Origin of the sequence: Pseudomonas sp. QL9 (assembly GCF_041409665.1) — a bacterium.
Taxonomy (GTDB): Bacteria; Pseudomonadota; Gammaproteobacteria; order Pseudomonadales; family Pseudomonadaceae; genus Pseudomonas; species Pseudomonas knackmussii.
The window spans coordinates 1,586,286-1,613,226 of the sequence record NZ_CP166971.1; the positions used below are offsets into that span (position 1 = coordinate 1,586,286).

Annotated in this window: 21 protein-coding genes and 1 pseudogene; 11 read left to right on the forward strand and 11 right to left on the reverse strand. The window is 65.0% G+C overall.

Annotation, left to right across the window (positions count from 1 at the left end; genetic code table 11):
- Positions 1–70 precede the first annotated feature (70 nt).
- Both ACA097_RS07520 and yejK read left to right on the forward strand, forming a co-directional pair.
- Positions 71–1,435, forward strand: coding sequence for a TAXI family TRAP transporter solute-binding subunit (locus tag ACA097_RS07520; RefSeq protein WP_371369461.1), 1,365 nt, complete (start codon positions 71–73; stop codon positions 1,433–1,435).
- A 65-nt stretch (positions 1,436–1,500) separates the two neighbouring features.
- Positions 1,501–2,508 (forward strand): nucleoid-associated protein YejK, encoded by a 1,008-nt coding sequence (gene yejK, locus ACA097_RS07525; protein ID WP_371369463.1) that lies wholly within the window; start codon positions 1,501–1,503, stop codon positions 2,506–2,508.
- 150 nt (positions 2,509–2,658) lie between these two features.
- Here the strand turns inward: yejK and ACA097_RS07530 are convergent, their stop codons facing one another.
- From ACA097_RS07530 to ACA097_RS07550, 5 genes are all read right to left on the reverse strand, one after another.
- Positions 2,659–4,533: a sulfatase-like hydrolase/transferase gene (locus tag ACA097_RS07530; RefSeq protein WP_371369465.1), complete on the reverse strand. Its 1,875-nt coding sequence runs from the start codon at positions 4,531–4,533 to the stop codon at positions 2,659–2,661.
- A 535-nt stretch (positions 4,534–5,068) separates the two neighbouring features.
- The gene (locus ACA097_RS07535; RefSeq protein ID WP_371369467.1) at positions 5,069–6,004 is read right to left on the reverse strand and encodes a glutathione S-transferase family protein; all 936 of its coding nucleotides are present in this window, start codon (positions 6,002–6,004) and stop codon (positions 5,069–5,071) included.
- 75 nt (positions 6,005–6,079) lie between these two features.
- On the reverse strand, positions 6,080–6,379 hold the full coding sequence (locus ACA097_RS07540) for a GIY-YIG nuclease family protein (RefSeq protein WP_371369469.1): 300 nt from the start codon (positions 6,377–6,379) through the stop codon (positions 6,080–6,082).
- Positions 6,376–7,074 carry a glutathione S-transferase family protein gene (locus ACA097_RS07545; protein ID WP_043249515.1) on the reverse strand — a complete coding sequence of 233 codons (699 nt, stop codon included), beginning with the start codon at positions 7,072–7,074 and terminating at the stop codon, positions 6,376–6,378. The genes ACA097_RS07540 and ACA097_RS07545 overlap by 4 nt, the downstream gene beginning before the upstream one ends.
- A gap of 74 nt (positions 7,075–7,148) precedes the next feature.
- The gene (locus tag ACA097_RS07550; RefSeq protein ID WP_371369471.1) at positions 7,149–7,628 is read right to left on the reverse strand and encodes a nuclear transport factor 2 family protein; all 480 of its coding nucleotides are present in this window, start codon (positions 7,626–7,628) and stop codon (positions 7,149–7,151) included.
- A 111-nt stretch (positions 7,629–7,739) separates the two neighbouring features.
- Between ACA097_RS07550 and ACA097_RS07555 the strand changes: the two genes are divergently transcribed.
- Entirely contained in the window at positions 7,740–8,687 is a 948-nt protein-coding gene (locus tag ACA097_RS07555; RefSeq protein WP_371369473.1) for a GlxA family transcriptional regulator, read from the forward strand.
- A 125-nt stretch (positions 8,688–8,812) separates the two neighbouring features.
- Here ACA097_RS07555 and pcsA read toward each other — a convergent pair whose 3' ends face one another.
- The 5 genes from pcsA to ACA097_RS07580 form a co-directional block, all read right to left on the reverse strand.
- On the reverse strand, positions 8,813–9,550 hold the full coding sequence (gene pcsA / locus ACA097_RS07560; protein ID WP_156957987.1) for a phosphatidylcholine synthase: 738 nt from the start codon (positions 9,548–9,550) through the stop codon (positions 8,813–8,815).
- Between the two features lie 263 nt (positions 9,551–9,813).
- Positions 9,814–10,587 carry an amino acid ABC transporter ATP-binding protein gene (locus ACA097_RS07565; RefSeq protein ID WP_043249510.1) on the reverse strand — a complete coding sequence of 258 codons (774 nt, stop codon included), beginning with the start codon at positions 10,585–10,587 and terminating at the stop codon, positions 9,814–9,816.
- 12 nt (positions 10,588–10,599) lie between these two features.
- Positions 10,600–11,700 carry an amino acid ABC transporter permease gene (locus ACA097_RS07570; protein ID WP_043249509.1) on the reverse strand — a complete coding sequence of 367 codons (1,101 nt, stop codon included), beginning with the start codon at positions 11,698–11,700 and terminating at the stop codon, positions 10,600–10,602.
- 9 nt (positions 11,701–11,709) lie between these two features.
- Complete coding sequence (locus ACA097_RS07575; RefSeq protein WP_043249508.1) at positions 11,710–12,894, reverse strand: amino acid ABC transporter permease; 1,185 nt, start codon at positions 12,892–12,894, stop codon at positions 11,710–11,712.
- A 118-nt stretch (positions 12,895–13,012) separates the two neighbouring features.
- Positions 13,013–14,041, reverse strand: coding sequence for an amino acid ABC transporter substrate-binding protein (locus ACA097_RS07580; protein ID WP_043249507.1), 1,029 nt, complete (start codon positions 14,039–14,041; stop codon positions 13,013–13,015).
- Between the two features lie 471 nt (positions 14,042–14,512).
- On the opposite strand from ACA097_RS07580, the gene ACA097_RS07585 reads away from it, so the two are divergent.
- The 8 genes and pseudogenes from ACA097_RS07585 to ACA097_RS07620 all read left to right on the forward strand — a co-directional run bounded on the left by ACA097_RS07585 (position 14,513) and on the right by ACA097_RS07620 (position 25,075).
- On the forward strand, positions 14,513–15,166 hold the full coding sequence (locus ACA097_RS07585; RefSeq protein ID WP_371369477.1) for an alpha/beta hydrolase: 654 nt from the start codon (positions 14,513–14,515) through the stop codon (positions 15,164–15,166).
- Between the two features lie 28 nt (positions 15,167–15,194).
- The gene (locus tag ACA097_RS07590) at positions 15,195–17,081 is read left to right on the forward strand and encodes an acyl-CoA synthetase (protein WP_371369479.1); all 1,887 of its coding nucleotides are present in this window, start codon (positions 15,195–15,197) and stop codon (positions 17,079–17,081) included.
- A gap of 152 nt (positions 17,082–17,233) precedes the next feature.
- Positions 17,234–18,172 carry a GGDEF domain-containing protein gene (locus ACA097_RS07595; RefSeq protein WP_043249504.1) on the forward strand — a complete coding sequence of 313 codons (939 nt, stop codon included), beginning with the start codon at positions 17,234–17,236 and terminating at the stop codon, positions 18,170–18,172.
- 93 nt (positions 18,173–18,265) lie between these two features.
- Positions 18,266–19,789: an ATP-dependent RNA helicase RhlB gene (gene rhlB / locus ACA097_RS07600; RefSeq protein ID WP_043249503.1), complete on the forward strand. Its 1,524-nt coding sequence runs from the start codon at positions 18,266–18,268 to the stop codon at positions 19,787–19,789.
- Between the two features lie 1,809 nt (positions 19,790–21,598).
- Positions 21,599–22,105: pseudogene (locus ACA097_RS07605) on the forward strand (methyl-accepting chemotaxis protein); the annotation flags it as partial.
- 175 nt (positions 22,106–22,280) lie between these two features.
- On the forward strand, positions 22,281–23,231 hold the full coding sequence (locus ACA097_RS07610) for an ornithine cyclodeaminase family protein (protein ID WP_371369482.1): 951 nt from the start codon (positions 22,281–22,283) through the stop codon (positions 23,229–23,231).
- A gap of 18 nt (positions 23,232–23,249) precedes the next feature.
- A complete protein-coding gene (locus tag ACA097_RS07615; protein WP_371369484.1) occupies positions 23,250–24,377 on the forward strand; it encodes an NAD(P)/FAD-dependent oxidoreductase in 1,128 nt (375 codons plus the stop codon).
- Positions 24,378–24,451: 74 nt separating this feature from the next.
- Positions 24,452–25,075 (forward strand): transcriptional regulator, encoded by a 624-nt coding sequence (locus tag ACA097_RS07620; RefSeq protein ID WP_043249499.1) that lies wholly within the window; start codon positions 24,452–24,454, stop codon positions 25,073–25,075.
- A gap of 671 nt (positions 25,076–25,746) precedes the next feature.
- On the opposite strand, the gene ACA097_RS07625 is transcribed toward ACA097_RS07620, so the two are convergent.
- Positions 25,747–26,523, reverse strand: a complete 777-nt coding sequence (locus ACA097_RS07625; protein WP_043249498.1) for an ABC transporter substrate-binding protein — start codon at positions 26,521–26,523, stop codon at positions 25,747–25,749.
- Between the last annotated feature and the right edge of the window lie 418 nt (positions 26,524–26,941).

Sequence of the window (26,941 nt, forward strand, 5' to 3'; positions counted from 1 at the left end):
GATACCCGGCGAGGAAAGCCCGCGCGCGGCTGGCTATCTTTTCAGCAAGAGCCGAGTCGGACAGGACACCATGCAACGCCTGATCAACATGCTGCGCGACCTCGCCATCCTGGTCCGCGCCAACCTGTGGGTGGTCCCGGTGCTGGCGGCGCTGGTGTTCGCGGTCTTCTATTTCGTCGCGCCGCCCGCCCCGATGACCGCGACCATGACCACCGGCGTGGCCGATGGCGGCTACGTGGCCTTCGCCAACAAGCTCAAGGTCGAGCTGGCCAAGCAGGGCTTCGAGCTGAAGCTGGTGCCCAGCGCCGGCTCGCGACAGAACATGGAGCGGCTGCTGGACGAGCACAGCGGCATCGACATCGGCCTCGTGCAGAGCGGCCAGGAACGCCAGTTCGAGCCGCAGCAACGCGACAAGCTGCGCAGCCTCGGCGCCATGTTCCAGGAGCCGCTGTGGCTGTTCCAGCGCCGTGACGTGAGCATCGACCAGCTCACCGACCTGCTGAACCTGCGCGTCGCCCTGGGTTCGCCGGGCAGCGGCACCGAGGCGATCACCGCGGCGCTGCTCGAGGCCAACGGCATCGACGCCGCGCACTACCCACCCGGCTGGCAGGCCAGCGGCAGCGACATCGCCGCCTCCGCTCTGCTTGCCGGCAGCCTGGACGCGGCCTTCTTCGTCGGCCCGGCGGAGAACCCGCTGATCCAGCGCCTGGCCGCCAGTCCCGCGCTGATGCTCGCCGGCTTCCGCCGCGCCGCCGCCTACGAGGCGCGCCTGCCGTTCCTCAAGCACGTGGAGCTGGGCGAGGGCCTGCTGAACCTGCAACAGAACGTGCCCCACCGCAATCTCGTCACCCTCTCGCCGCTCGCTACGCTGGTGGTCAACGACAACTTCCACCCGGCGCTCACGCCGCTGATCCTCGAAGCCGCGCGCCAGGTGATGAAGCCCGGCACCCTGCTCGACGCGCCCGGCGCCTTCCCCAGCGCCGAGCCGCACACCCTGCGCCTGGCCGAGGACGCCGAGCGCTACTACAAGAGCGGCCTGCCGCTGCTGCAGCGCTTCCTGCCGTTCCGCATCGCCTCGCTGGCCGACCGTTACATCGTCCTGCTGATTCCCTTCATCGCCATCCTCATTCCGCTGTTCAAGTCGGTCGGGCCGCTGTACCGCTGGCGCATCCGTGCGCGCATCTACCGCTGGTATCGCTTCCTGCGCGAGATCGACCGGCACCTGGACGAACACACCGGCAGCGCCGAGCTGACCCGCGAGATCGAGCGCCTGGAAAAGCTGGAGGCCGAGCTGTCGCGCGTCGAAGTGCCGCTGTCGTACTACAACGAGCTGTACGAACTGCACCTGCACCTGAACTACGTGATCCGCCGCCTGCGCCAGCTGCGTCGCAACCGCCGCGAACGGGAAAACCTGCCGCGCGACTCGGCGGCCTGAGCGGCAATACGCCACGAGCTCGGGTAAACTGGCGGCTTTGCCCCACGTCCTGAGCCGAGCCCGAGATGCCGATTCGTCACGCCATCGTCCACCTGATCGACAAGAAGCCCGACGGCAACCCCGCCACGCTGCACGCGCGCGACGCCGAACTGGGCGATTCCCAGGCCATCGAGAACCTCATGGCCGATCTCAACGAGAGCTACAACGCCAAGCCGAACAAGGCCTGGGGCCTGTTCCAGGAGGAGTCCGGCGCCTTTCCGTTCAGCGGCTGGCTGGCCGAGTACCTGGACGGCGGCAAGGACTTCGTCGCCTTCAGCAAGCAGGCGGTGGAGCACCTGAAGAGCCTGATGGAAGAGTCCAACCTCTCCACCGGCGGCCACGTGCTGTTCTGCCACTACCAGCAGGGCATGACCGACTACCTGAGCATCGCCCTGCTGCACCACAGCGAAGGCGTGGCGGTGACCGACGCGCTGGAAGTCACGCCCTCCCGCCACCTCGACCTCGGCCAGTTGCACATGGCGGCGCGGATCAACTGCTCGGAGTGGCGCAACAACAAGACCTCCAAGCAGTACATCTCCTTCATCAAGGGCAAGGGCGGCAAGAAGGTCTCGGACTACTTCCGCGACTTCATCGGCTGCACCGAAGGCGTCGACGCACCGGGCGAGACCCGCACCCTGCTCAAGGCCTTCAGCGACTACGTGGAAAGCGAGGACCTGCCCGAAGCGCAGGCCCGCGAGAAGACCGACGTGCTGGTCGACTACGCCACCAGCCAGGCCAAGATCGGCGAGCCGATGGCCCTGGACGCGCTCTCCGAGCTGATGGACGAACAGGCCCCGCGCGCCTTCTACGACTACATCCGCAACAAAGACTACGGCCTGGCGCCGGAGATCCCGGCGGACAAGCGCACCCTCAACCAGTTCCGCCGCTTCACCGGCCGCGCCGAGGGGCTGTCGATCAGCTTCGAGGCCCACCTGCTGGGCAGCAAGGTGGAGTACGACGAAGAGCGCGACATGCTGATCATCCGCGGCCTGCCGACGCAGTTGCAGGATCAGCTCAAGCGCCGGAAGGACTGATTGGCGTTCACTGCCACAAGAAAGCCCATCTCTTGATGCATTTTCTTGTGGCTATGTCGCTAGAGATCAAATCCCGCTTTCTGCTCTTCGGACGGCACGCTGTCCCTTGCAAGGGGTAGCAATCTGTTCAGCCGACGATATCAATCGGCCTCAGAAACCCAGATGAGCATCAACCGGCAACGTTGCCGACTGTTTGATCAAATATTCACGCCACTCACGTTGAAGCGCTGCTGGAACCTGTCCCGTGACATCTGTTTTCTCTTTATCGGCAGACACCAAACTAAAAGTGAATTTCTGTCCGGAACGGGTATCTATCCAGAACTTGTAGAGCGCGTCTGACTGCGTATCGATCAAGCCCAGAAATTGATTCTGTTGAAAATCGATGTAGCGACGATTGTAAGGCACCTGGAGTGCAACTCCCTCCCAGCTATCCGGAACCTTCATTCCAAGCGCGTGAAGCAGCGTCGGTGCAATATCGACCTGTGAAATCTCTTTAGCAGGAAGTAACGAAACGGGATCGGCCTGTCCGAAGGACATCAATAAGAACGGAACCCGCAAGGACTCTTCCCAGACGCTCTGAGCATGGGTGTACAGCCCATGCTCACCCAGCGACTCGCCGTGATCTCCAGTAATGACGACCAGTGCATCCTCGAGGTATCCAAGCGCTTTTAGTTTACTCAACAGTTCCGAGATAACCGTATCGGCCTGAAGAACACCTCTATCATAATAATTAACGGCGGATTTGACTGCCTGGGCGGAGGTCCCATGCTCCAGCACATAGGCTCGTCCAGGACCAAACTCCGGCGTCTCATCAAAGCGCAGGCCAAGAGGGTGGGACGACATCAGATGAAACTGAAACATGACGGGAGTTCCGTCCCATTTCGGCTGCGCATCCAGATGATCTAGCAGAAGTCGATCATCATTTACATAGCGCCCCCGCTGAGAGGCACCATCAAAATAGCTATCGACCTGCCCATACATATGGGACAAACCATAGAAATGCGTATGATCACCAGAGAGAATCAGATTAACTTTATATCCGTATTTCTTCAAAACCTCATGCATTGTAAATGGGCGCTCTGCCTGATTGGCAACAGACTGGGAACTCGCAAAGCCACGCAGACCGCAGAATGACTCGTTGCATACCGCTACCGCTGACGTTGCCACAGTCATCGTTCCCTGAGACCTCAGGTGTTCTAAATTTGGGGTCGTCCTGGTCCGATAGCCCAACAAGGAGAGATGATCCGCACGGAATGCGTCGACAACAATCAGAACGACATTACTTCTGTGTGCATCAACGCTGGGAACGTACGAAGTACGAGAAGCATCCTGTCCTTTCTGCAACTCAGCCATTCGCATGAAATTCATATGATGGCTTTGCGCTCCCACTTCCCCTTGTCCGGGAAACAATGCCAGGCTTAACGGCTCCGCCTCCCTAGCCCAACCCTGAGCCTCGAATGAGGCCACATAAATAGCAAAAACACACAGCAAACCCGCAGTCACTATTCCCAATGTTGCGGGAGACAATGTCTCTCGAGAAGCCGAAACCCAATCATATTTTTTTAAATACCAGAATACTGCAATTGCGATCAATAAGAACAGGACGCCAATGGCACCCGCGACCCCATAAAGGCTGATACCCAATGCTTTTAGGGTTTCTGGCCCCTGTGACACGTAAGTAGAGAGCAGCTGTACCGAGGCCACTCGCCCCCAAAATTTCATCCCAACAAAAGCTCCGGCATACAAGGCGATAAAACCAAAGAGCACGCAGGCGATCATTACGGATGCTAGGACTCGCCTAAGCAAGATTCCGACCGGCAACAGGCCGATCAAGAGCCGAATGCCTGCCATGGCTACTGCTATCTCAGCAACCACGCGCAGGTGAACTGCAAAAGCATTTGTGGGCGCGTGCAGCCATTCGATATATACAAGGAGGAACAACAGGGGAAGGACCAGAAAAAGTGCAATCGACATTCCGAGCCGCCGCACTACAGCAAGAACATTAGCCATGGATTCAACAGACATTCTTGAGATGCACCAAGCGTGACAAATTCAGTATTTTAACCAGGGCGACTGCACCCACCGTCAAGACAGCTTTCTCATGATGCTCTTCGCATCGAAACACAAGCCAAACTGCAAAAAACTCGGGAGCACTGTTTCATCGTGCGGCCAATAGACTGATCGCCAAAGCAGTTGCCCTCACAGTAAATCGAACTACGAAAAAGTCTCTTGGGGTCGCCCCCACAATTGAAATGATAAGTCAGGTTCCATGCGCCTTCTATGACTGCATCCGCAACATGCTCATCATCCACAGCCTGCCGACTCGGTTGCAGAATCAGCTGAAACGCCGCAGTAAGCATCTCGCGACGGCCACACCTAGCGTAGGGAATAACGTTCAAACCTATCCGCCGTTTGGCCATGGTTCGGCGCCGCGCCGGATTCGGCCACGAAGCACCGGCCAGGGCACTTCGAACTCAACCACGAAGTTGTCGACCCGCCCCGTGTATCGGCGTACAACCGCGAACGGTTGTACGCCCTAGGTCAGGGTCGAATACCGCGATCAGCGCTTCTCGATGCGGAAGCCGACGCGCGGGAAGTGCACATGCACCACCCCGGCGCGCGGGTCTTCGCGGCGCAGGATGATTTCTTCGCTGCCCACGTGCAGCAGCTCCCCTTCCACCGGATCGACGCCGTAGTCGGTCGCCGCCACCGCCACGTGTTGGCCGGCCTGGAAGCCGTTCGGGTCACTGAAGGGTTCGTCCGGCAGGGCGGCCGGCTGACTGTCGCGGGCCACGGCAATGGCCTGCTCGCCGCTCATCTCCACCGGCGCGCCATGGCCGAAGCCGAGCACGCGACCCAACCAGGCCGCCACCGCTGGATATGCATCGACCAGCGGCGAAGTCACCGGTGTGGCTTTCACGAACCAAAGCACATGGGCCACGGCGAAGTCCGCCAGCGACGGCTCGCCAAAGAGGAAATCGCCCTCCTCGCGGCTCAGTTGCTGCTCCAGCCGCGCCATGAATACCGGCCACTGCTGCCGGGCTTGTTCGGCCGGCAGGCGCGTGGCGCTGCCGCCACTGAACAGTTGGCTGCGGTCGGCAACGAAGGCCTTGACGAATTCCGGCGGCAGCTTGCCGAAGCGCACGGCGATGGATTCAGGTTGGAACACCAGGCTCACGCCGTGGGTGAACAGCACCGAGTCGGCCCAGGCAGCAAAGGCTGCGACACTGAACTCCTGGCCTTCGGGGAACAGCGCCGGAGTGGCCTTTTCCTGCTCCAGGCGGCGCGCGATCAGCGAGGTGTCGCAGTAGATGTCGGCACCGACCTGCAGCACTGGTGTCTTGCGGTAGCCGCCGGTGAGCGCCATCAGGTCGGGCTTGGGCATGATCGGCGGGATCTGCACCGAGTGCCACGACAGCTGCTTGAAGCCCAGCAGCAGGCGGGCCTTCTCGGCGAAGGGGGAAGTCGGGTAGTGATGCAGAATCAGCTCGGACATGCAGGGCTCCGTCGGCCGGCGTTGAGGGGCCCTAGAGCTTACTCCGCCTGCCGTGCCCGTCCTACCCGGTCGAAGCTATGGCTGGCTATCCGCCTGGCTGATGGCCCAGGCCGCGCCGGCCAGCACCAGTCGCTCCTTGGCGGGCTTGCCGAGGGCCTTGATCGCGCGTTCGCGGCGCAGCGCGTCGCCCTTGCCGACACAGGCTTCGACGTAGACCAGCGCCTGCGCCGGGCTGGAATGGAAGAAACGCGCGCCGCGCCCGCTGCGATGCGCTTCGAAGCGCCGTTGCGGGTCGTCGCTGATGCCGCAGTAGAGCGCGCCGTTTTCGGCACGCACCAGATAGACGAACCAGGGCTTGGGCTCGGCCTGGGTCATGTCCAGACCCGCTGCTGCATGCGTTCGCTGTAGGCGACCAAGCGTTCGTATTCGCGCGCCATGTGGTTCAAGGGCGTTTCCAGGGTGCTGAGGATGAGGTTGGCGAGTATCCCATAGGCGGCGGCATCGGCGCTGCACGGTTGCGCACCGCCGAAGTACGGCAGGTCGCCGAGCATGCCGTCGAGCGCGTCGAGGTCCTGGCGGGCGAAGGTCAGCAACTCGTCGCGGCTGTGCGCGTCGAGGCCGCGCCCGCGCATCTCGCCACGGATCTTGCGACGGATCAGCACCCCGACCAGCGGCCGGACGGGTCCCGGCACATCGCGCAGGAGCACCGGTGCAACCTGCCGCCAGCCGGCCTCCTCCAGCCAGCGGAAGTACACCAGCAGTGGCGTCAGGTGCTCGTCGCACAGGCGCGTGATCGAAACCGCCCAGCCGCGCCCCCGCGCGTCGAGGCCGGCGTCCAGGTCCAGCGCATAGCGGTCCTGCAGTTCGCGGATGATGACCTCGGTGTCGGCGAGGGTCTGGCCATCGACCTTGACGAACGGCAGCTTGCCCTTGGGCCCCTTGCGCGGATCGGACAGGTGCTGCACCTGGTACTCGAGACCGGACAGGCGCAGGAAGGTCTCCAGCTTCAGGCAGAAGGGGCTGACGTTGGGGACGTTGAAGGCGGGCGGGAACTGGAAAAGAGTGATCATGGCTGGCTTCCTGCTCGGTATCGCCAGTCATTTAAGCCCATGCCGGCTACCCCGGCGAATCCGCCGGGCGCGACTCAGCCGCGCGCCGTCTTGCCCTGGAAGGCCGCCAGCCCCTTCAGCGCCTGGCGGCGGATGGCCGCCTGCACCGGCGGTGCCCAGCCCAGCAGCAGGCCCTTGGCGCCCAGCGCCTGGCGGGCCCAGCGCCACAAGTCGAAGTCGTCCGTATGGCGGACGATCAGGCCGTTCTCGAACTCGAACGAGGCGCGGATGCGATTGACCACCGGACGGCCGGTCTGGCTGAAGGTGTAGTGCGCCACCCATTGCGCGCCGCCATGGAGGTCGTCGGCCCAGACCTGGTCGAAGTCCAGGCGCAGGTCGGCTGCACGCGAGGTCAGCATGCGCCACATGTCGCCCGCCGCAGGGCCCTTCAGCTCGCCGAAGGCCGGATCGCGAAAACGCACGGAAGGCGCGTAGCAGGCGGCCATGGCGTCGCCGTCGCGGCGTTGGAAAGCCTGGTAGAAGCGGCGGATCAGTTCGGCGTTGGGGTGGGCCATGGCGGTGCTCGCGGTCAGGTGGGTGCGGCGATTATCCGGCGCGCTCGGCGCTGGACACCATTGTCATTATCGACAACATTGTGGCCTATACCGACAAAGCGTCCACCCGCCATGCCCTCCATCGCCCTCTACGTCTGCCCGCAAACCGTGCTCTCCAGCCTGGGGCTCGCCCTCGACAGCCTGCAGCTGGCCAACCGCCTGGCCCGGCGCCGGTTGTTCCAACTTCGCCGGGTCAGTGCCGATGGCGCGGAAGTCGGCCTGTCCTGCGCCAGCATCGCGGTGGATGGCGATCTCGCCTCGGTGAGCGAACGCGAGCTGCTGCTGATCCCCGCCACCGGCAGCGACATTCCGGCGATGCTCACCGCAAACGAGTCGCTGCTTGCCTGGCTGCGCCAGCGCCAACCGACGCAGCCGCTGGGAAGCCTGTGCAGCAGCGCCTTCCTGCTCGCCGAGGCCGGCCAGCTCGACGGCCGCCGCGCCACCACCCACTGGGCGCTGGCCGATGACTTCCGCCAGCGCTATCCCGCCGTGCAACTGGAAGCGGACTCCTTGTGCACCGAGGACGGCGCGCGCTTCTGCTCCGGCGGCGCCCAGGCCGGACTCGACCTGTGCCTGCACCTGATCGCCCTGCACGGCGGTCGTGCCCTGGCGCGCCAGGTGGCTGCGACCCTGGTGTTCGATGAGGCGCGCGGGAGTCAGTCGCGCTATGTCCCGCTTTTACCGGAGCCACAGCGCACGCCGCTGACGCCTTTGCTCGACTGGCTGCATGAGCGTCACGCCGAGCCGATCGACTTGGAATCCATGGCGCAACGCGCGCACTGCTCCAGCCGCACGCTGCTCAGGCGCTTCCGCGCCGAACTGGGCATGACGCCCAACGAATACCTGCAACGCCTGCGCATAGACGCCGCTCGCGAAGCGCTGGCCGACCCGGCGCGCTCACTGGAGCGCATCGCCAACGAAGTGGGCTATGCCGACCGGGCGAGCTTCGCGCGGCTGTTCAAGCATTTGTGCGGGGAATCCCCGGGGGCTTATCGGCAGCGGCGGTTGGCGCGGGGGTAAGGATTGCAGGGCGGGGCGGGCTGATCCTGTAGGAGCGGATTCATCCGCGAATCTCCCCCCTGTAGGAGCGCGCCATGCGCGCGAATCGCGGACAAGGTCCGCTCCTACGAGGGTGGGGGTTCAGTTCAGTCGCGTTCCACCAGCACCACCTTGGCCACCGCAGTGCGCCACAGGCAGATGCCGACGAAATAGGCCGAGGCGACGAACCACAGCCAGAGCAGCCAGGTCTGGTCCACCGGCTGCTGGACGATCAGCAGCGCGCTGCTGAGCATCCAGACGAAGGTCACCGAGATGTTCAGCGGCATGAACTGGCGCACGCGGAACGGGTGCAGGAACTTCATGCGGGTCAGGGTCAGGCCCGCCAGCAAGAGCACGGTGACCACGTTCACCCAGGGGCCCGAACCCAGCACGAAGAAATACACCGCGACGACGTTCCAGGCGGCCGGGAAGCCGACGAAGTAGTTGTCGTGGCTCTTCATGTTGACGTTACAGAAGCAGAACAGCGACGACACCAGGATCACGCCGACGATCAGCAGTTCGCTGTGCACCGGCAGCGGGATATAGCGGTAGATGAAGATCGCCGGGATGAACACGTAGGTGAGGTAGTCGATCACCAGGTCCAGGGTCGAGCCGTCGAAGTGCGGCAGCACCGCCTTGACGTCGAACTTGCGCGCCAGGGTGCCGTCCAGGCCGTCCACCAGCAGCGCGACGCCCAGCCACAGCAGGCAGGCTTGCGGGCGGTTGTCGACCACGGCGAGCAGCGCCAGCATGGCCAGGATGACACCGCTGGACGTCACCGCGTGGGCGCTCCAGGCCTTGGCTTTGCTCAGGTTGAGCGGCGGAAGAATCAGGTTCACAGGCACATCTCTTCAGTCAGGCGGCGATTCGAGCTATCTGAACGTATAGCCCATCCGTGGCCTTCCACGGCGGTTCCGCAGGGTATCGGAACAGCAATCCGACGACCGAGTTCACCGGTCTTTTTAGTACGGATGCCAGGGAAGCGCGCCAGCGGCGCGAACGCTCAGGATACGCCCAGGGAAGGTACAAGCGCCAAGCGGCACTGACGAGCGAGCGCGAGGAAATTTCGCGCACGGGCGAAGCCATCGGCTCCGCCCGTGCGCGAGGCTCAGTGGAGGATCTGGCTGAGGAACAGCTTGGTGCGGTCGGACTGCGGGTTGTCGAAGAACTGGTCGGGAGCGGCCTGTTCGACGATCTCGCCCTTGTCCATGAAGATCACGCGGTTCGCCACGGTGCGGGCAAAGCCCATCTCGTGGGTCACGCAGAGCATGGTCATGCCGCTCTCGGCCAAGCCGATCATGGTGTCGAGCACTTCCTTCACCATTTCCGGGTCGAGCGCCGAGGTCGGTTCATCGAACAGCATGATCTTCGGCTTCATGCACAGCGCGCGGGCGATGGCCACGCGCTGCTGCTGGCCGCCGGAGAGCTGGCCCGGGTACTTGTGCGCCTGGTCGGGGATGCGCACGCGCTGCAGGTAGTGCATGGCGACTTCCTCGGCCTCGCGCTTGGGCATCTTGCGCACCCACATGGGCGCGAGGATGCAGTTCTGCAGCACGGTCAGGTGCGGGAACAGGTTGAAGTGCTGGAAGACCATGCCGACCTCGCTGCGGATCGACTCGATCTGCTTGAGGTCGTTGGTCATCTCGATGCCGTCGACGACGATGCTGCCAGCCTGGTGTTCCTCCAGGCGGTTGATGCAGCGGATGGTGGTGGACTTGCCCGAACCGGACGGCCCGCAGAGCACGATGCGCTCGCCCTGCTTGACGGTCAGGTTGATGTCCTTGAGCACGTGGAACTGGCCGTACCACTTGTTCACGCCCTTCATCTCGATCATCACGTGATCGCCGACGGCGGGTGCGCTCTTCTTGCTGGCTTCAGACATGATGACGAACTCCTAACGACGCTTGTGGCCAGTGTCCAGCCTGCGCTCCAGGTGCAGCGAGTAGCGGGACATGCTGAAACAGAAAACCCAGTAGACCAGGGCGGCGAACACGTAGCCCTCGGTGGACATCCCCAGCCAGGCCGGGTCGGCGGTGGCGCGCTTGATGCTGTTGAGGAAGTCGAACAGGCCGATGATGATCACCAGGCTGGTGTCCTTGAACAGCGCGATGAAGGTGTTGACGATCCCCGGGATCACCAGCTTCAGCGCCTGCGGCAGGATCACCAGGCCCATCATCCGCCAGTAGCCCAGGCCCATGGCCGCGGCCGCCTCGTACTGGCCCTTGGGGATGGCCTGCATGCCGCCGCGCACGACCTCAGCGATGTAGGCGGCCTCGAACAGCACCACCATCACCATGGCCCGCAGCAGCTTGTCGAGGTTCATGCCTTCGGGAAGGAACAGCGGCAGCATCACCGACGACATGAACAGCACGGTGATCAGCGGCACGCCGCGCCAGAACTCGATGGTGGTGACGCACAGGACCTTGATCGCCGGCAGCTTGGAGCGCCGCCCGAGGGCCAGCAGGATGCCCAGCGGCAAGGCGCCGGCGATGCCCACCGCGGCGATCACCACGGTCAGCATCAGCCCGCCCCACTGGTTGGTCGCCACGGTCTCCAGGCCGAGGAAGCCGCCGTGCAGCAACCAGAAGGACACCAGCGGCAGCGCCAGCAGGTAGGCCAGGCCGTACTTCAACTTGTAGTGGAAGCCGCGCAGGAACAGCGGTGCGGCGCCGGCGATCACCAGCAGCACGTTGAGGTCGACCCGCCAGCGCAGCGCCTCGGGGTAGAAGCCGTACATGTACTGGCCGAAACGCGTGCTGATGAATACCCAGCAGGCGCCCTCGCGGGAGCAGTCGGCGCGCGAGGTGCCTACCCAGTCGGCCTTGAACAGCGCCCATTGCAGCAGCGGTGGGATTACCAGCCAGATCACGTAGATGCCGACCAGCGTCAGCACCGTGTTGAACCAGTTGGAGAACAGGTTGGCGCGCAGCCAGCCGATCACCCCGACGCTCATCGCCGGCGGCGGCAGATCGGGCTTGAAGGTATGAGTAGCCACGATGTCCTCCTATCGCTCGATCAGCGCGATGCGTTTGTTGTACCAGTTCATCAGCAGCGAAATGCTCAGGCTGATGGCGAGGTACACGCTCATGGTGATGGCCATGGTCTCGATGGCCTGGCCGGTCTGGTTGAGCACCGTGCCGGCGAACAGCGAGACCATGTCCGGGTAGCCGATGCCGGCGGCCAGCGAGGAGTTCTTCGCCAGGTTCAGGTACTGGCTGGTCAGCGGCGGCACTATCACCCGCAGCGCCTGCGGGATGATCACCAGGCGCAGGGTCTGGCCCGGGCGCAGGCCGAGGGAGCCGGCGGCTTCGGTCTGGCCGTGGCTGACCGCCTGGATGCCGGCGCGCACCGTCTCGCCGATGAAGGCCGCGGTGTAGATCGACAGCGCCAGGACGATGGACACCAGTTCCGGGATCACCACCCAGCCGCCTCGGAAGTTGAAGCCCTGCAGCACGGGTACGTCCCAGTGCACCGGTACGCCCACCACCAGGGTGGTCAGCAGCGGCAGCAGGATCAGCGTGGCGAGGCCGGTGAGGAACACCGGGAAGGTCTTGCCGGTGGCGTGCCGGCGCACCTTGGCCCAACGCCAGAGCACGGCCCAGGCGACCAGGGCAAGGAGGATCGCGATGAAGAACGCCGGGGCCGACTCGGTCGGCAGCGGCGCCGGCATCTGCATGCCCCGGTTGTTGAAGAACAGCAGGTCGCCGAAGCTGATGCTCTGCCGCGGCCCGGGCAATTGCGCGAGCACGGCGAAGTACCAGAAGAAGATCTGCAGCAGCGGCGGGATGTTGCGGAAGGTCTCGATGTACACCGTGGCGATCTTGCGGATCAGCCAGTTCGGCGACAGCCTGGCGACGCCGAGGACAAAGCCGATCAGGGTGGCGAAGACGATGCCGATCACGGTCACCAGCAGGGTGTTGAGCAGACCGACGAAGAACACCCGCCCGTAGGTATCGGACTCGTTGTAGTCGATCAGGTGCTGCGAGATGCCGAAGCCGGCGCTGTTGTTCAGAAACCCGAAACCGGACTGGATGCCACGGTGGGCCAGGTTGGTCTGGGTGTTGTCGAAGAGGAACCAGCCGAACGCCACGACGGCGACGACGGCGACGATCTGGAAGGCCCAGGCGCGAAAGGCGGGATCGCTGAGCGAAAAGCCCCGTGGGCGCCGGGCTTTGGCGGAATTATCCATGAATGCCCTCTCGGAAGACGCCCACGCGGAAACGGGGCTACGCCCGTACCCGCGCGGGGGACTTCACGTCGTTCGAAACAGGGCCGGCGCCCAGACTCCGGGCGCCGGCTTTGGGGGATCAACGCACCGGCGGTGCGTACTGCAGACCACCCTTGTTCCACAGGGCGTTGAGGCCGCGCTTGATCTTAAGATCGCTGCCCTGGCCAACGTTGCGTTCGAAGATCTCGCCGTAGTTGCCGACCTGCTTGACGACTTGCACCGCCCAGTCCTTCGGCAGCTTCAGGTCCTTGCCGTAGTCCCCTTCGGCGCCCAGCAGGCGATTGACGTCGGGGTTCTTCGAGGTCTTGGCCATGTCCTCGACGTTCTTCGAGTCGATGCCCATTTCCTCGGCGTTGAGCATGGCGAACAGCGTCCAGCGAACGATGTCGAACCACTCCTCGTCACCCTGGCGCACGGCCGGGCCGAGGGGCTCCTTGGAGATCACTTCCGGCAGCACGACATAGTCATCCGGCTTGGCCAGCTTGATGCGTTGTGCGTAGAGCTGGGACTGGTCGGAAGTCAGCACGTCGCAACGACCGGACTCCAGCGACTTGGCGCTCTCGTCGGAGGTGTCGTAGGTGATCGGGGTGTACTTGAGGTTGTTCGAGCGGAAGTAGTCGGACAGGTTCAGCTCGGTGGTGGTGCCGGCCTGGATGCACACGGTGGCGCCGTCGAGCTGCTTGGCGCTGCTCACGCCGAGCTTCTTGTTCACCAGGAAGCCCTGGCCGTCGTAGTAGGTCACGCCGGTGAAGTCGAGGCCCATGGCGCTGTCGCGCGAGCTGGTCCAGGTGGTGTTGCGCGACAGCACGTCGATCTCGCCGGATTGCAAGGCGGTGAAGCGCTCCTTGGCGGTCAGCGGGCTGAACTTGACCTTGCTGGCATCACCGAACACCGCTGCGGCGACACCGCGGCAGACGTCGACGTCGATGCCCAGGTACTGGCCCTTGGCGTCAGCGTAGGAGAAGCCCGGCAGGCCGTCGCTGATACCGCACTGCACGTAGCCTTTCTTCTTCACCGCGTCCAGGGTAGCCCCGGCCTGGGCGAAGCTGCTGATACCCAGCACGCTCAGGGCGGTCAGTACCGCCAGAGTGGATTTCACCATCTTCATCGATCACCTCCAGTTGCTTTTATTCGTGTTGGAGTCCCGGCCCACCCGCCCTTGTGAGGCGGCTGCAGGATCATTCCGAATCCTGCGTACGAAGTGGAAACCTCAGGTCAGTCTAGCCGGCTCTGCGGATACGTCCCGCAAGCACCGCTCGGACTGCCGTCGTCCGCGGATGACGCGGAACGGACACGTTCGGGGGCCGCCCTTGCGACAGCGGCCTGTTCAATGGGCCGTCGTGCCGCGCCGACGACACTGGCTTCCGGATGGGGGTCGGATACAGTGTTACGCCGGCGCGGCACGGCCAGGCCTGGTGCCTGGCATAGCAAGGCCCATACCAGAACGGGTCGCCGCGGCCGAATTGCGAAAGGTCAAGCCGCAAAGTTATGGCAATGCGACATCCTTTTCGCAGATTCAACTTTCGTTTTTCTCGGCGGACGCTCCCCATTGGAGCAGTCGCCCTATCCTGGAGCCCCCATGAGCCAACCCTTGCTACTGGAACCCACCCAAGCGGCCGATGCGTGCGTCATTTGGTTGCACGGCCTGGGCGCCGACCGTTACGACTTCGAACCGGTCGCGCGCATGCTGCAGCGGATACTGCCGAGCACCCGTTTCATCCTGCCGCAGGCGCCGACCCGCCCGGTGACGGTATTCAACGGCATGCCGGTGCCGAGCTGGTACGACATCAAGGCCATGGCGCCGGCCCGCGCCATCGACGAAGCACAGCTGGAAGCCTCGGCCGACAGCGTCATCGCCCTCGTCGAAGAGCAAATCGCGCAAGGCATCGCGGCGCAGCGGATCATTCTCGCCGGCTTCTCCCAGGGCGGCGCAGTGGTGCTGCACACCGGCTACCTGCGCTGGCAGGGCGAGCTGGGCGGCGTCATGGCGCTGTCCACCTATGGCCCGACATTCAGCAGCGAGATACAGCTGCCGGAAGCGAAAAAACACCTGCCGGCGCTTTGCTTGCATGGTACCTACGACGACGTTGTGGCGCCCGCCATGGGCCGCGCCGCGCACGATTTCCTCCAGGCCCGGGGCGTCGCCGTGCAATGGCACGACTACCCGATGGCCCACGAAGTCAGCAACGAGGAGATCGGCGACATCGGCGCCTGGCTGCGCGAGCGCCTGTGACCCTCCGCATTCGATAAGAAGGAAAGCCATGAGCGTTGCCAACCTGCGTGACATCGAAGCCCTGGAAAGCATTCCCCTGGAAGACCGCGGCCTGCCCGCCAGCACCTACGAGCTGCTGCAGCGCTCCGCGCAGCGCCATGGAGCAAGCACCGCCCTGCACTTCCTGCTGCACGGCAGCGCCGCCGAGGAGCCGCAGCGGGTCAGCTACGCCGAGCTGTTCGCCCGCGTCACCCAGGCTGCCAACGCCTTCCACCGCCTGGGCGTGCGCCCGGGGACGGCGGTGTCCTTCCTGCTGCCCAACCTGCCGCAGACCCACTACGTTATCTGGGGCGGCGAGGCAGCCGGCATCGTCAACGCGATCAACCCGTTGCTCGATCCGGAACACATCGCCGAACTGGTGCGTGCGTCCGACTCGCGGGTGCTGGTGACCCTGGCGCCCTTCCCCGGCACCGATCTCTGGGACAAGGTCGCCGCCCTGCGCCACGAGCTGCCCGAACTCAGCGCCATCGTCACCGTGGACCTGGCCAACTTCCTGCCCGAGCCGCAGCGCGCGGCGCTCAAGGCGCAGCGTGGGCCGCTGCCCGAAGGCGTACTCGACTTCGACGAACTGCTCGCCGCCTGCCCGGACGACCGCCTGGAAAGCGGCCGGGTCATCCACGGCGAGGATGTCGCGTCCTATTTCCACACTGGCGGCACCACCGGCACACCCAAGCTGGCGCCGCACAGTCACGCCAACGAAGTGGCCATGGCCGAGATCATGGGCCTGAACGCCGACTACACCCCGGACGACGTGCTGCTCTGCGGGCTGCCGCTGTTCCACGTCAACGGCGTGATGGTCACCGGCCTCGCGCCCTTCCACCGCGGTGCCCAGGTGCTGCTCGCCGGCCCCCAGGGCTATCGCAACCCGACGCTGATCCAGGACTTCTGGAAACTGGTGGAGCGCTACAAGGTCAGCAGCTTCAGCGGCGTGCCGACCATCTATGCCGCCCTGCTGCAGGTGCCCAGCGACGCGCACGACCTCTCCAGCCTGCGCTTCGCCCTGTGCGGCGCGGCACCCATGCCGGTCGAGCTGATCCGCCAGTTCGAAACCAAGACGGGGCTGAAGGTCATCGAAGGCTACGGCATGACCGAAGGCACCTGCGGCACCAGCTGCAATCCGCGTGGCGGCGAACGCCGGCCAGGCTCCATCGGCCTGCGCCTGCCCTACTGCCAGGTGAAGTCCGTGGTGCTCGACAGCGACGGCCGCTACCTGCGCGACGCCGCCGCGGACGAGATCGGCACCATCTGCCTGCGCGGCCCAACCGTGTTCAAGGGCTACCTGCAGGCCAGCAAGAACAAGGACATCTGGGTCGACGGCGACTGGTTCAACACCGGCGACCTCGGGCGCATCGACGCCGACGGCTACATCTGGCTCACCGGGCGCAGCAAGGACCTGATCATCCGCGGCGGCCACAACATCGATCCGCAGATGATCGAAGAGGCCCTGCATCGCCACCCGGCAGTGGCCATGGCCGCTGCCGTGGGCAAGCCAGACGCCAAGGCCGGCGAGCTGCCGGTCGCGTATATCCAGCTCAAGCCGGGCATGCAGGCGAGCATCGAGGAACTGCTGGAGCACGCCGCCCAGCATGTGCCCGAGCGCGCTGCGGTGCCCAAGGACATCTGGCTGCTGGACGCCCTGCCGGTGACGGCGGTGGGCAAGACCTTCAAGCCGGCGCTGCGCTTCGACGCGATTCGCCGCGTGTTCGAGGACGAAACCCGCGACCTCTCGCCCGCACCACGCATCGAGGTGGTCGCCGACGAACGTCACGGACAGAAGGCGCGGCTGTTCGTCGCCGGGCTGGACGCCGCGTCACGCCTGCTTATCAGCCAACGCCTGAGCGCCTATGCAATTCACCTGGAACTGCTCGACGCCTAGTCATCCGGGGAGCCTGACCGCTGGTCGGGCTTCCCGGCCAGTGAATTGCCAGTACGCAAAACTCATTAATACTGAAGTTCCCGATATGCCCACGGACTACGGAGAGTCGTCGTCGTGCATTGTCCCGGAACGCTCATCTTCCCGCGCCAGCCATGAAAGCGGTGGCCTGGCAGCAAGACATCCAGCAGCTGCGTCAGCTTCGTCTGTTCCAGAACGTCGCCGGCGCCAGCCTGCAGTGCCTGCTGAAGGACTTTCGCGCCTGCGAACTCGAGCAGGGCGAAGTGCTGCTGTCGCCCTTCAACCGCAACAACTACCTCTATATGGTCATGAGCGGGCAGCTGAAGGTGTACCTCGGCTCCCTCGACAATTCCCCGGTATCGACCCTCGAGGTCGGCGAGTGCGCCGGCGAGATCAGTTTCATCGACCACGATCATCCTTCGGCCTATGTGGTGGCGACCGAGCCGACCACCGTCCTGCGCCTGCACCGCGAAGCCCTGCTGAGCCTGTTCCAGCGATCCCCGGAGCTCATGCAGAACCTGCTGGCGATGCTTTGCGAGCGGGTTCGCGAAGGCAACCGGATCATCCTCAACACCGAGCAGAACGCCAACATCGACACCCTCACCGGGCTGTTCAACCGACGCTGGCTGGAGCACGTCTTCGACCGCGAGAGCACCCGCTGCGCGTTCAACGAGCAACCGCTGTCGCTGCTGATGCTCGATGTCGACCACTTCAAGGACTACAACGACCGCCACGGCCACCTGGCCGGCGACTATGCACTGTGCCTGGTCGCGCACACCCTGCGTGGCCAGTTGCGGCCCAAGGACAGCATGGCGCGCTTCGGCGGCGAGGAATTCGTCATCCTCCTCCCGGAAGTCGCCAGCGACGAAGCGCGGCGTATCGGCGAGCGCCTGCGGCTGAGCCTGGAACAGATCGGCTCCTTCTATTCCCCGCTCGGCGTGCAGCCTGGCGTCACTGTCTCCCTGGGCCTTGCGCAGATGCGCAACCAGGAAAGCCTGCCGAACCTCCTGCTGCGCGCCGATGGCGCCCTCTACCAGGCCAAACAGCGCGGCCGCAACCGCCTCTGCGGCTGATCCCGGCACGCGCCGGGCCTACGCAGATTTCGTCCGGCTGGCAACTTGCTTTACACTGGCGGCCGTTCATTCCTTAACCACCACGAGATCACCGTGCTCAAAGCACTCAAGAAAATCTTCGGCAAGGGCGAGGGCGAGCAGCCCGCCGCCACGCCAACCCCCGCCGCAGCCCCCGCCGCTGCCAGTCAGGACGCCGAGCAGCGTCCGCGCAAACCCCGCGCTCCCCGCCCCGAAGGCGAACGTACCGAGAAGGCGCCGCGAGCCCCGAAATCCGACAAGCCGCGTGGCGAACGCCAGAACAAGGCCGAGCAAGCCGACAAGCCGCGCGAAAAGACCGAAAAGGTCGAGAAAACCGAAAAACCGCGTCGCGAGCGCAAGCCCAAGGCCCCGGTGGTGGATAACTGGAAGCTGGAAGATTTCGTAGTCGAGCCGGCCGAAGGCAAGACCCGCTTCCACGACTTCAACCTCGACCCGCGTCTGATGCACGCCATCCACGACCTGGGCTTCCCCTACTGCACGCCGATCCAGGCGCAGGTGCTGGGCTTCACCCTCAAGGGCCAGGACGCCATCGGCCGCGCCCAGACCGGCACCGGCAAGACCGCCGCGTTCCTCATCTCGATCATCACCCAGCTGCTGCAGACCCCGCCGCCGAAAGAGCGCTACATGGGCGAGCCGCGCGCGCTGATCATCGCGCCGACCCGCGAGCTGGTGGTGCAGATCGCCAAGGACGCGGTAGGCCTGGCCAAGTACACCGGCCTGAACGTCATGAGCTTCGTCGGTGGCATGGACTTCGACAAACAGCTCAAGACCCTCGAATCGCGCTTCTGCGACATCCTCGTGGCCACCCCCGGCCGCCTGCTGGACTTCAACCAGCGCGGCGAGGTGCACCTGGACATGGTCGAGGTGATGGTGCTGGACGAAGCCGACCGCATGCTCGACATGGGCTTCATCCCGCAGGTCCGCCAGATCATCCGCCAGACCCCGTTCAAGGGCGAGCGCCAGACCCTGCTGTTCTCGGCCACCTTCACCGATGACGTGATGAACCTGGCCAAGCAGTGGACCGTCGACCCGGCGATCGTCGAGATCGAACCGGAGAACGTCGCCAGCGACACCGTCGAGCAGCACGTCTACGCCGTCGCCGGCAGCGACAAGTACAAGCTGCTGTACAACCTGATCGCGCAGAACGACTGGACCCGCGTGATGGTCTTCGCCAACCGCAAAGACGAAGTCCGTCGCATCGAGGAACGGCTGACCAAGGACGGCATCAGCGCCGCCCAGATGTCCGGCGACGTGCCGCAGCACAAGCGCATCAAGGTCCTGGAAGGCTTCCGCGAGGGCAAGATCCGCGTCCTGGTCGCCACCGACGTCGCCGGCCGCGGCATCCACGTCGACGGCATCAGCCACGTGATCAACTTCACCCTGCCGGAAGATCCGGACGACTACGTGCACCGCATCGGCCGTACCGGCCGCGCCGGCAGCACCGGCACCTCGATCAGCTTCGCCGGCGAGGACGACGCCTTCGCCCTGCCGCCGATCGAAGAGCTGCTCGGCCGCAAGATCAATTGCGAGATGCCGCCCACCGAGCTGCTCAAGCCGGTACCGCGCAAGCACCACTGAAACCATCGGTGATGAAGAAAGGCGAAGCCCCGAGGCTTCGCCTTTTTTGTTTGCGGGCCCGCAAGCGTTACGCCCAGTGACGCCCCTCTGCACACTCGATGCTCGGTGACGCTCCGCGGAGCACTTCCATGGTGCAAACGCCAATCCACCGGCGACCCTTCCTGCTGCCCCCGGCCGCCCGCCATGCTCATGGCGCTTTCCCGTGCAGCCCAGCGAATTCGCGACTTCGCCAGGGAAAGTGAACAGATAAGCGAACGGTTTGCTCATTTTTATTGACGCACGTAAAGGAATTCGCACGCTTCTTGCAGAATATTTGACGAATTACCCAACAAGAATCGACCTACAGGGATCCCAGACATGTCGTTGCGCGCCAAGCTTGCCTTGAGTTTTCTGCTGATCGGCCTGATCCCGGTCCTGGTCATGGCCGTCGTGGTCTACCGCCAAGCCAGCCAGGCGCTCGAGGAACAGAGCCTGAACGCCCTGGAAGCCGTCGCCAGCATCAAGCAACGACAACTGATGGACAGCTGGCAGTCCCGCCACAACCAGCTCGCCAGCCTCGCCAGCAACCTCAGCTCCAACTACGCCGGGCTGGACAACGATGCCCTGGTCACCTCGGCCAACTACGACAAGCCGATCTTCGAGAACTTCAGCAAGACCTTCGGCTACCGCGAACTGCGCCTGGTGGCGAGCGACGGCACCGTGGTGTTCAGCCTCAACCGCGGCGCCGATTACCAGCAGAACATGAACACCCCGAACTGGCGCGACACGCCCTTCGGCCACTTCGTGCGCACCGCGCTGGACAGCAAGAAGGCACAGATCAGCGACCTGGAGCCGGGCCTCGACGACAAGGAGCCGGTGCAATGGCTGGCCGCGCCGGTCATGAGCAACGACAAGCTGCAACTGCTGCTGGTCCTGGAACTGCCGCTGAGCGAGCTCAACCGCGTCATGCAGAGCCGCCAGGGCCTGGGCGAAGCCGGCGAGACCTACCTGGTGGGCACTGACGGCGGCCTGCGCTCGGACTCGGTCCGCTTCACCGACCATCACGTGCCCCGCACCGGCGAAAAGCCCCTGGCACTGCCGGGACACGCCGCCGAGCGCGCCCTGGGCGGCGAGCAGGGCCGCGCGACCGAAGCCGGCCTGAGCGGCCAGACCGCGCTCAAGGCCTTCGTCCCGCTGAACCTCGACGGCCTGCGCTGGGCGATGGTGGCGGAGATGGACCAGGACCAGGCCTTCGCCCCGGTGCGCAAGCTGATGTGGCAGATGCTCCTGCTTGGCCTGCTGACCCTGGCCGGCGTCGCCGTCGGCACCTGGCTGGTCAGCCGCAGCGTGATGCGCCCGCTCGGCGGCGAGCCGAAGAACATGGCCGCCCTCGCCCAGCGCCTGGCCGGCGGCGAACTCAGCCTGCCCAGCGACGGCGACGGCAACAGCGGCCTGATGCAGGCCCTGCACGAAATGGCCGGCGCCTGGCGCCAGGTGATCGAGCGCCTGCGCCAGGCCAGCCAGGCGGTAGGCGACGCCAGTGGAGACATCCTCAATGCCGCCGGGCAGACCAGCAGCCACCTCGACCAGCAGCAGGAAGCCCTGGAGATGGTCGTCAGCGCCGTCGACCAGATGGCCGCAACCGTCCAGGAAATCGCCTCCAGCGCCAGCCAGAGCGCCGACGGCAGCGCCGCCGCGCGCACCGCGTTCGGCACCATGCAGGACACCCTGCAACGCATGATCGGCCGCCAGGACCAGCTGCTCGCCAGCCTGCGCCGCGCGGACCAGGTGGTGCACGCCCTGGCCGGCGACAGCCAGCAGATCAACTCGGTGCTGGAGGTGATCCGCGCTATCGCCGAACAGACCAACCTGCTCGCCCTCAACGCCGCCATCGAGGCCGCACGCGCCGGCGAACAAGGTCGCGGTTTCGCGGTGGTCGCCGACGAGGTGCGCAGCCTGGCCATGCGCACCCGCAGCGCGACCGACGAGATCGTCGCCATCGTCGGCACCCTCGGCGAGTCGTCCGACGAGGCGCAGAGCAGCATGCAGGGCGCCAGCGACCAAGCTCGCACGCTGGAGCACGACACCCAGGCGGTGCTCGAATCCCTCGGCGCCCTCGACCAGTCGCTGCAAGGCGTGCACGCCATGGCCTTCCAGATCGCCGCGGCGGCCGAACAGCAGGCCAGCACCACCCAGGAGGTCAACCAGCACATGCACCGCCTGAGCGACATGACCGCGGAAAACCGCAAGACCGCCGCGCACACCCGCGATTGCGGCGAGCACCTGCGCCGCGTGGCCGGCAGCCAGGAAGCGTTGGTGGCGCAGTTCAAGCTCTAGGGTCGTTCTTCGTAGGAGCGAGCTTGCTCGCGAACAAAGCCCGCAGCGGACTCGTTCGCGAGCAAGAACCAGGCGTCCCCCTCGCTCCTACATAAAAGCCGTCTGACCAACCGCGCTTGCCGATAGATACAACAGAGTCCAGAATGGACAAATTAATCCATTCCGGAGCCCTGCCATGTCCGCCACCTCGCCCCGAATCCTCAACCAGGCCGACGCCGAGCGCCTGCTCGCCCGCGTCGATGTGCGCCAGGCCATGCGCGACATGTTCCGCGAGCTGGCCGCCGGCCAGGCGGTTCAGCCGCCCCAGCAACTGGTGGAATTCCCCGGTGGCGGCGGCGACTTCATCAATTACCTCGGCGTGCTCGCCAGCCAGGGCGTGTACGGCGTAAAGACTTCGCCGTACATCGTTCGCCAGCCTAAGTCGCTAGTCACCGCCTGGAGCCTGCTGATGTCCATGCAGACCGGCCAGCCGCTGCTGCTGTGCGACGCAGGTAGCCTGACCACTGCGCGCACCGCCGCTACCACCGCGGTCGCCGTCGAGGCCCTGGCCAAGAGCGATGCCGCGCGCCTGGCGATCATCGGCAGCGGCGCGGTTGCGCTGGCACACCTTCGCTACGTCGCCGACCTGCGTGACTGGCAGTCCATCCGCGTGCATTCGCCGCAGCTGGACGCCGACAAGCTGGCCGCCTTCCGCGCCATCGACACCCGGGCCGAATCCGCCGCCAGCGTCGCCGAAGCGGTAGCCGATGCCGACGTCGTCCTGCTCTGCACCTCCTCCGGCACCCCAGTGCTCGACCCGACCAGCCTGAGCAAGCCGGCACTGATCACCTCGATCAGCACCAACGTCGCCCGCGCCCATGAAGTGCCGCCGGCGTCGCTCCCGGGCATGGACGTGTACTGCGACTACCGCGCCACCACCCCGGCCGCCGCCGGCGAGATGCGCCTGGCCAGCGAACAGCACGGCTGGGACGCCACCCGTATTCGCGGCGACCTGCCGGAACTGCTCAGCGGCGCCGCCGCGCGCCCGGACTACCAGCGCCACGCGTTCTTCCGCTCCATCGGCCTGGGCCTGGAAGACGTCGCCCTGGCCAACGCGCTCTACCATCTTTCCCAGCACGACGCCTGACCCGCACGGGAGCACGCCATGATCGAAGTCGATTACCTCATCGTCGGCGCCGGCATCGCCGGCGCATCCACCGGCTACTTCCTCGCGCCCCACGGCAAGGTTGCCGTGCTCGAACGCGAATCCCACGCCGGCTACCACTCCACCGGCCGCTCGGCGGCGCTCTACACGGTGGCCTACGGCACGCCCCAGGTGCGCGCGCTGACCGCCGCCAGCCGGGCCTTCTTCGACAGCCCACCCGAGGGCTTCGCCGAACACCCGATCCTCACCCCGCGCGGCGAGATGACCGTGGATTTCGAGGGCAATCCCGAGGAACTGCAACGGCAATTCGACAGCGCCCGCGCCAGCGTGCCGGAAATGCAGATGCTCAGCGTCGACGAAGCCTGCGCGATCATCCCGGTGCTGCGTCGCGAGAAGGTCCACGGCGCGATGCTCGACCCGACCGCCGCCGACATCGATACCGACGGCCTGCTGCAAGGCTACCTGCGCGGCATCCGCCGCAGCGGCGGTAGCATCCACTTCGACAGCGAAGTGCTGGCGGTCGCCCGCATCGACGGCCAATGGGAAGTGCGCACCACACAGCAGACTTTCCGCGCGAAGGTGCTGGTGAATGCCGCCGGCGGCTGGTGCGACAAGCTCGCCGAACTCGCCGGGGTCGCGCCCCTGGGCCTGCAGCCCAAGCGCCGAGCGGCCTTCCTCTTCGCAGCTCCCGAAGGCCTGGACACCCATCGCTGGCCGATGCTGGTCAGCCTCGACGAGTCCTTCTACTGCAAGCCCGACGCCGGCGCGCTGCTCGGCTCGCCGTGCAATGCCGACCCGGTGGATGCGCACGACGTGCAACCCGAAGAGCTGGACATCGCCATGGGCATCTACCAGATCGAGGAGCACACCACCCTCAGCATCCGCCGCCCGAGCCACACCTGGGCCGGCCTGCGCTCGTTCTTCGCCGACGGCGACCTGGTGTCCGGCTACGACCCGCAGACGCCCGGCTTCTACTGGGTCGCCGGCCAGGGCGGCTATGGCATTCAGACCTCGGCGGCGATGGGCGCGGCCAGCGCCGCGCTGATCCGTGGCGAGGCGCTGCCCGAGCACCTCGCAAGCAACGGTCTGAGCGAGGCCATGCTGTCGCCGGCGCGCCTGCCCCGCTGAACCGTGACAGCCGGGCGGCGCATGCGGCACACTCGCCTGCGCCCGCCCGGCCCTTCGCCGCGAGAACCTCGTCCATGACCGCCGCAGACCCGCTCGACAACTACAAGGCGATCGCCGACGCCATCGCCACGCTGTTCTTCCCCCACGCCGAGGTGGTCATCCACGACCTGGGCAGCCAGCGCGTGGCCTACATCGCCAATAACCTCTCCAAGCGCGAGATCGGCGACGACTCGGCGCTGGAAGACATGCTCGAAGGCGGCGAGGAAGAGCGCAACATCGGGCCCTACGAGAAGCTCAACTGGGACGGGCAGAAGATCCGCTCGATGAGCACGGTGCTGCACGACGCCAAGGGCAAGCCCATCGCCGTGCTCTGCATCAACCTCAACATCACCCTGTTCGAGACCGCCAAGGCGGCGCTGGACCTGTTCCTCTCCTCGAGCAAGGTCATCCCGCAGCCGGACGCGCTGTTCCGCGACGACTGGCAGGAGCGCATCAACACCTTCCTGCACGGCTGGCTGCGCCAGCGCCAGCTGGCCCTGAACACCCTGACCCGCGAGCACAAGCGCGAACTGGTCCTGGCCCTGCACGCCGAGGGCGCCTTCAAGGGCAAGAGCGCGGCCAACTACGTGGCCAACGTCCTGAACATGGGCCGCGCGACCGTGTACAAGCACCTCAAGGAATTGAAGGAAGAGGCCTGACAACGGCCCTCTGCTCGCCGCTTCTGTAGGAGCGAGCTTGCTCGCGAACCTGACCTAGCTCCGATCCTTACCCCCGTCGTCCCCGCGAACGCGGGGATCCAGAAGCTCGGTTGGCTTGGGAGTTACTGCGCCGCTTCGGCGTGTTCTGAGATTTCTTGTTTCGCCTCTCGGCGAGTCCCTTTTGTCAAACGCCACAAAAGGAACCAAAAAGTCTTGCCCCGACATACGGGTCCGGCAAGCCGGACTTCCCTCGCACATTCCCACGCACCCGGAGGCCCGCCGTCGAGAGCACGTCCCTGTACTCACGACGGCTCTTGCGACATCCATGTCGCATGACCTCCTCTGCATGGGCTTAGCTCGGCCTTCTGTAAGGGGCAGTCCGGAGTGCGCGGACATTTCTCTGGAAGTCCCAAGAGCGAAGCGCGTATGCGCTTTTCGTAGGAGCGAGCTTGCTCGCGAACTGCACGGCACAAATGCCGAGTCAGTAGGGCGAATAACCCCAAGGGGGTTATCCGCCGTTTCGTGCGGCAGAGGCGTATAACCGCGAATGGTTATCTGGGTCCCCGCGTTCGCGGGGATGACGGAAAGGTGAGGTCCGCTCCTACAAAGGCCCCTTTCTCGCCACAACGAAAAAGGCCGCCCGAAGGCGGCCTGTTTCATCGGCGCGGGGATCAGTCGCCGTAGATGTCGTTCTTGAAGTACTTGCCTTCGATTTCCTTGTACTTGCCGTTGGCGCGCAGGGCGTCGATGGCGCTGTTGAGCTGGTTGACCAGCTCGGTGTTGCCCTTGCGCACCGCGATGCCGGCGCCCTCGCCGAAGAATTTCGGGTCCTTGAACTCCGGGCCGATGAAGGCGTAGCCCTTGCCGCGCGGGGTGTCGAGGAAGCCGATCTGCAGCGGGATGGCGTCGGCGAAGGTGCCGTCCAGGCGGCCAGCGAGCAGGTCGAGGTAGATCTCGTCCTGGCTGGTGTAGCGCACCACGTTGGCGCCGGACTTGGCCAGCACGGTGGTGGCGAAGTTGTCGGCGGTGGAGCCGCGCTGCACGCCGATGTTCTTGCCCTTGAGCTGGCTGAACTGGTCGTCCAGCTGGCTGCCTTCCTTCATTACCAGGCGGCCCGGGCTGAAGTAGTACTTGTGGGTGAAGTCGACCGAGTGCTTGCGCTCTTCGGTGATGGTGATCGAGGACAGCGCGGCATCGATCTTGCGCACCTTCAGCGAGGGGATCAGGCCGTCGTATTCCTGCTCGACCCACTGGCACTTGCGCTGCATCTGCGCGCACAGGGCGTTGCCGATGTCGTAGTCGAAGCCGGCGATGCCGCCGTCGGGGGTCTTGAAGGCGAAGGGCGGATAGGCCGCTTCGATACCAATGCGCAGGGGGGCCTGGTCGGCGTGGGCGGTGCTGGCCAGCAGGGCGAGCAGCAGGCCGCCCAACAGGGATTTCTGACTCATCGTTGAACTCCGTGGCGTGGTTCGGCGACGTCGGGCAAGCCGGCGTCCGTCTGGCAGTGAAAACCTCGTCCGGGGAACGCGACGCACCGCGCCGCTGCAGCATTGCCTTGCTCTAACCCAGGCGACTGTCTTGTTGTTCTTCGTCTACGTGGAAGGCGCCGTAAACTTAAAATCCAATCTGGACTAAAAAGTACAACTCGTCAATGGCCCCGCGACCGCACGGCGCATCCCCTTTGCCTACCCCGGACTATCTCCTGCGAGGGATGCCGACGATGGCTACGGAGCCGTAGGCTGCCCAGCAACGACAGCCATAGGGAGGGTTCGCGGCCTCATCGATCTTTCTTCCATCACGGTATTGGCGGCGCAGGATGCGCCGAGCCCCGGCGAATCGCTCATGTCGCCGGGGCCTTTTCCTTTC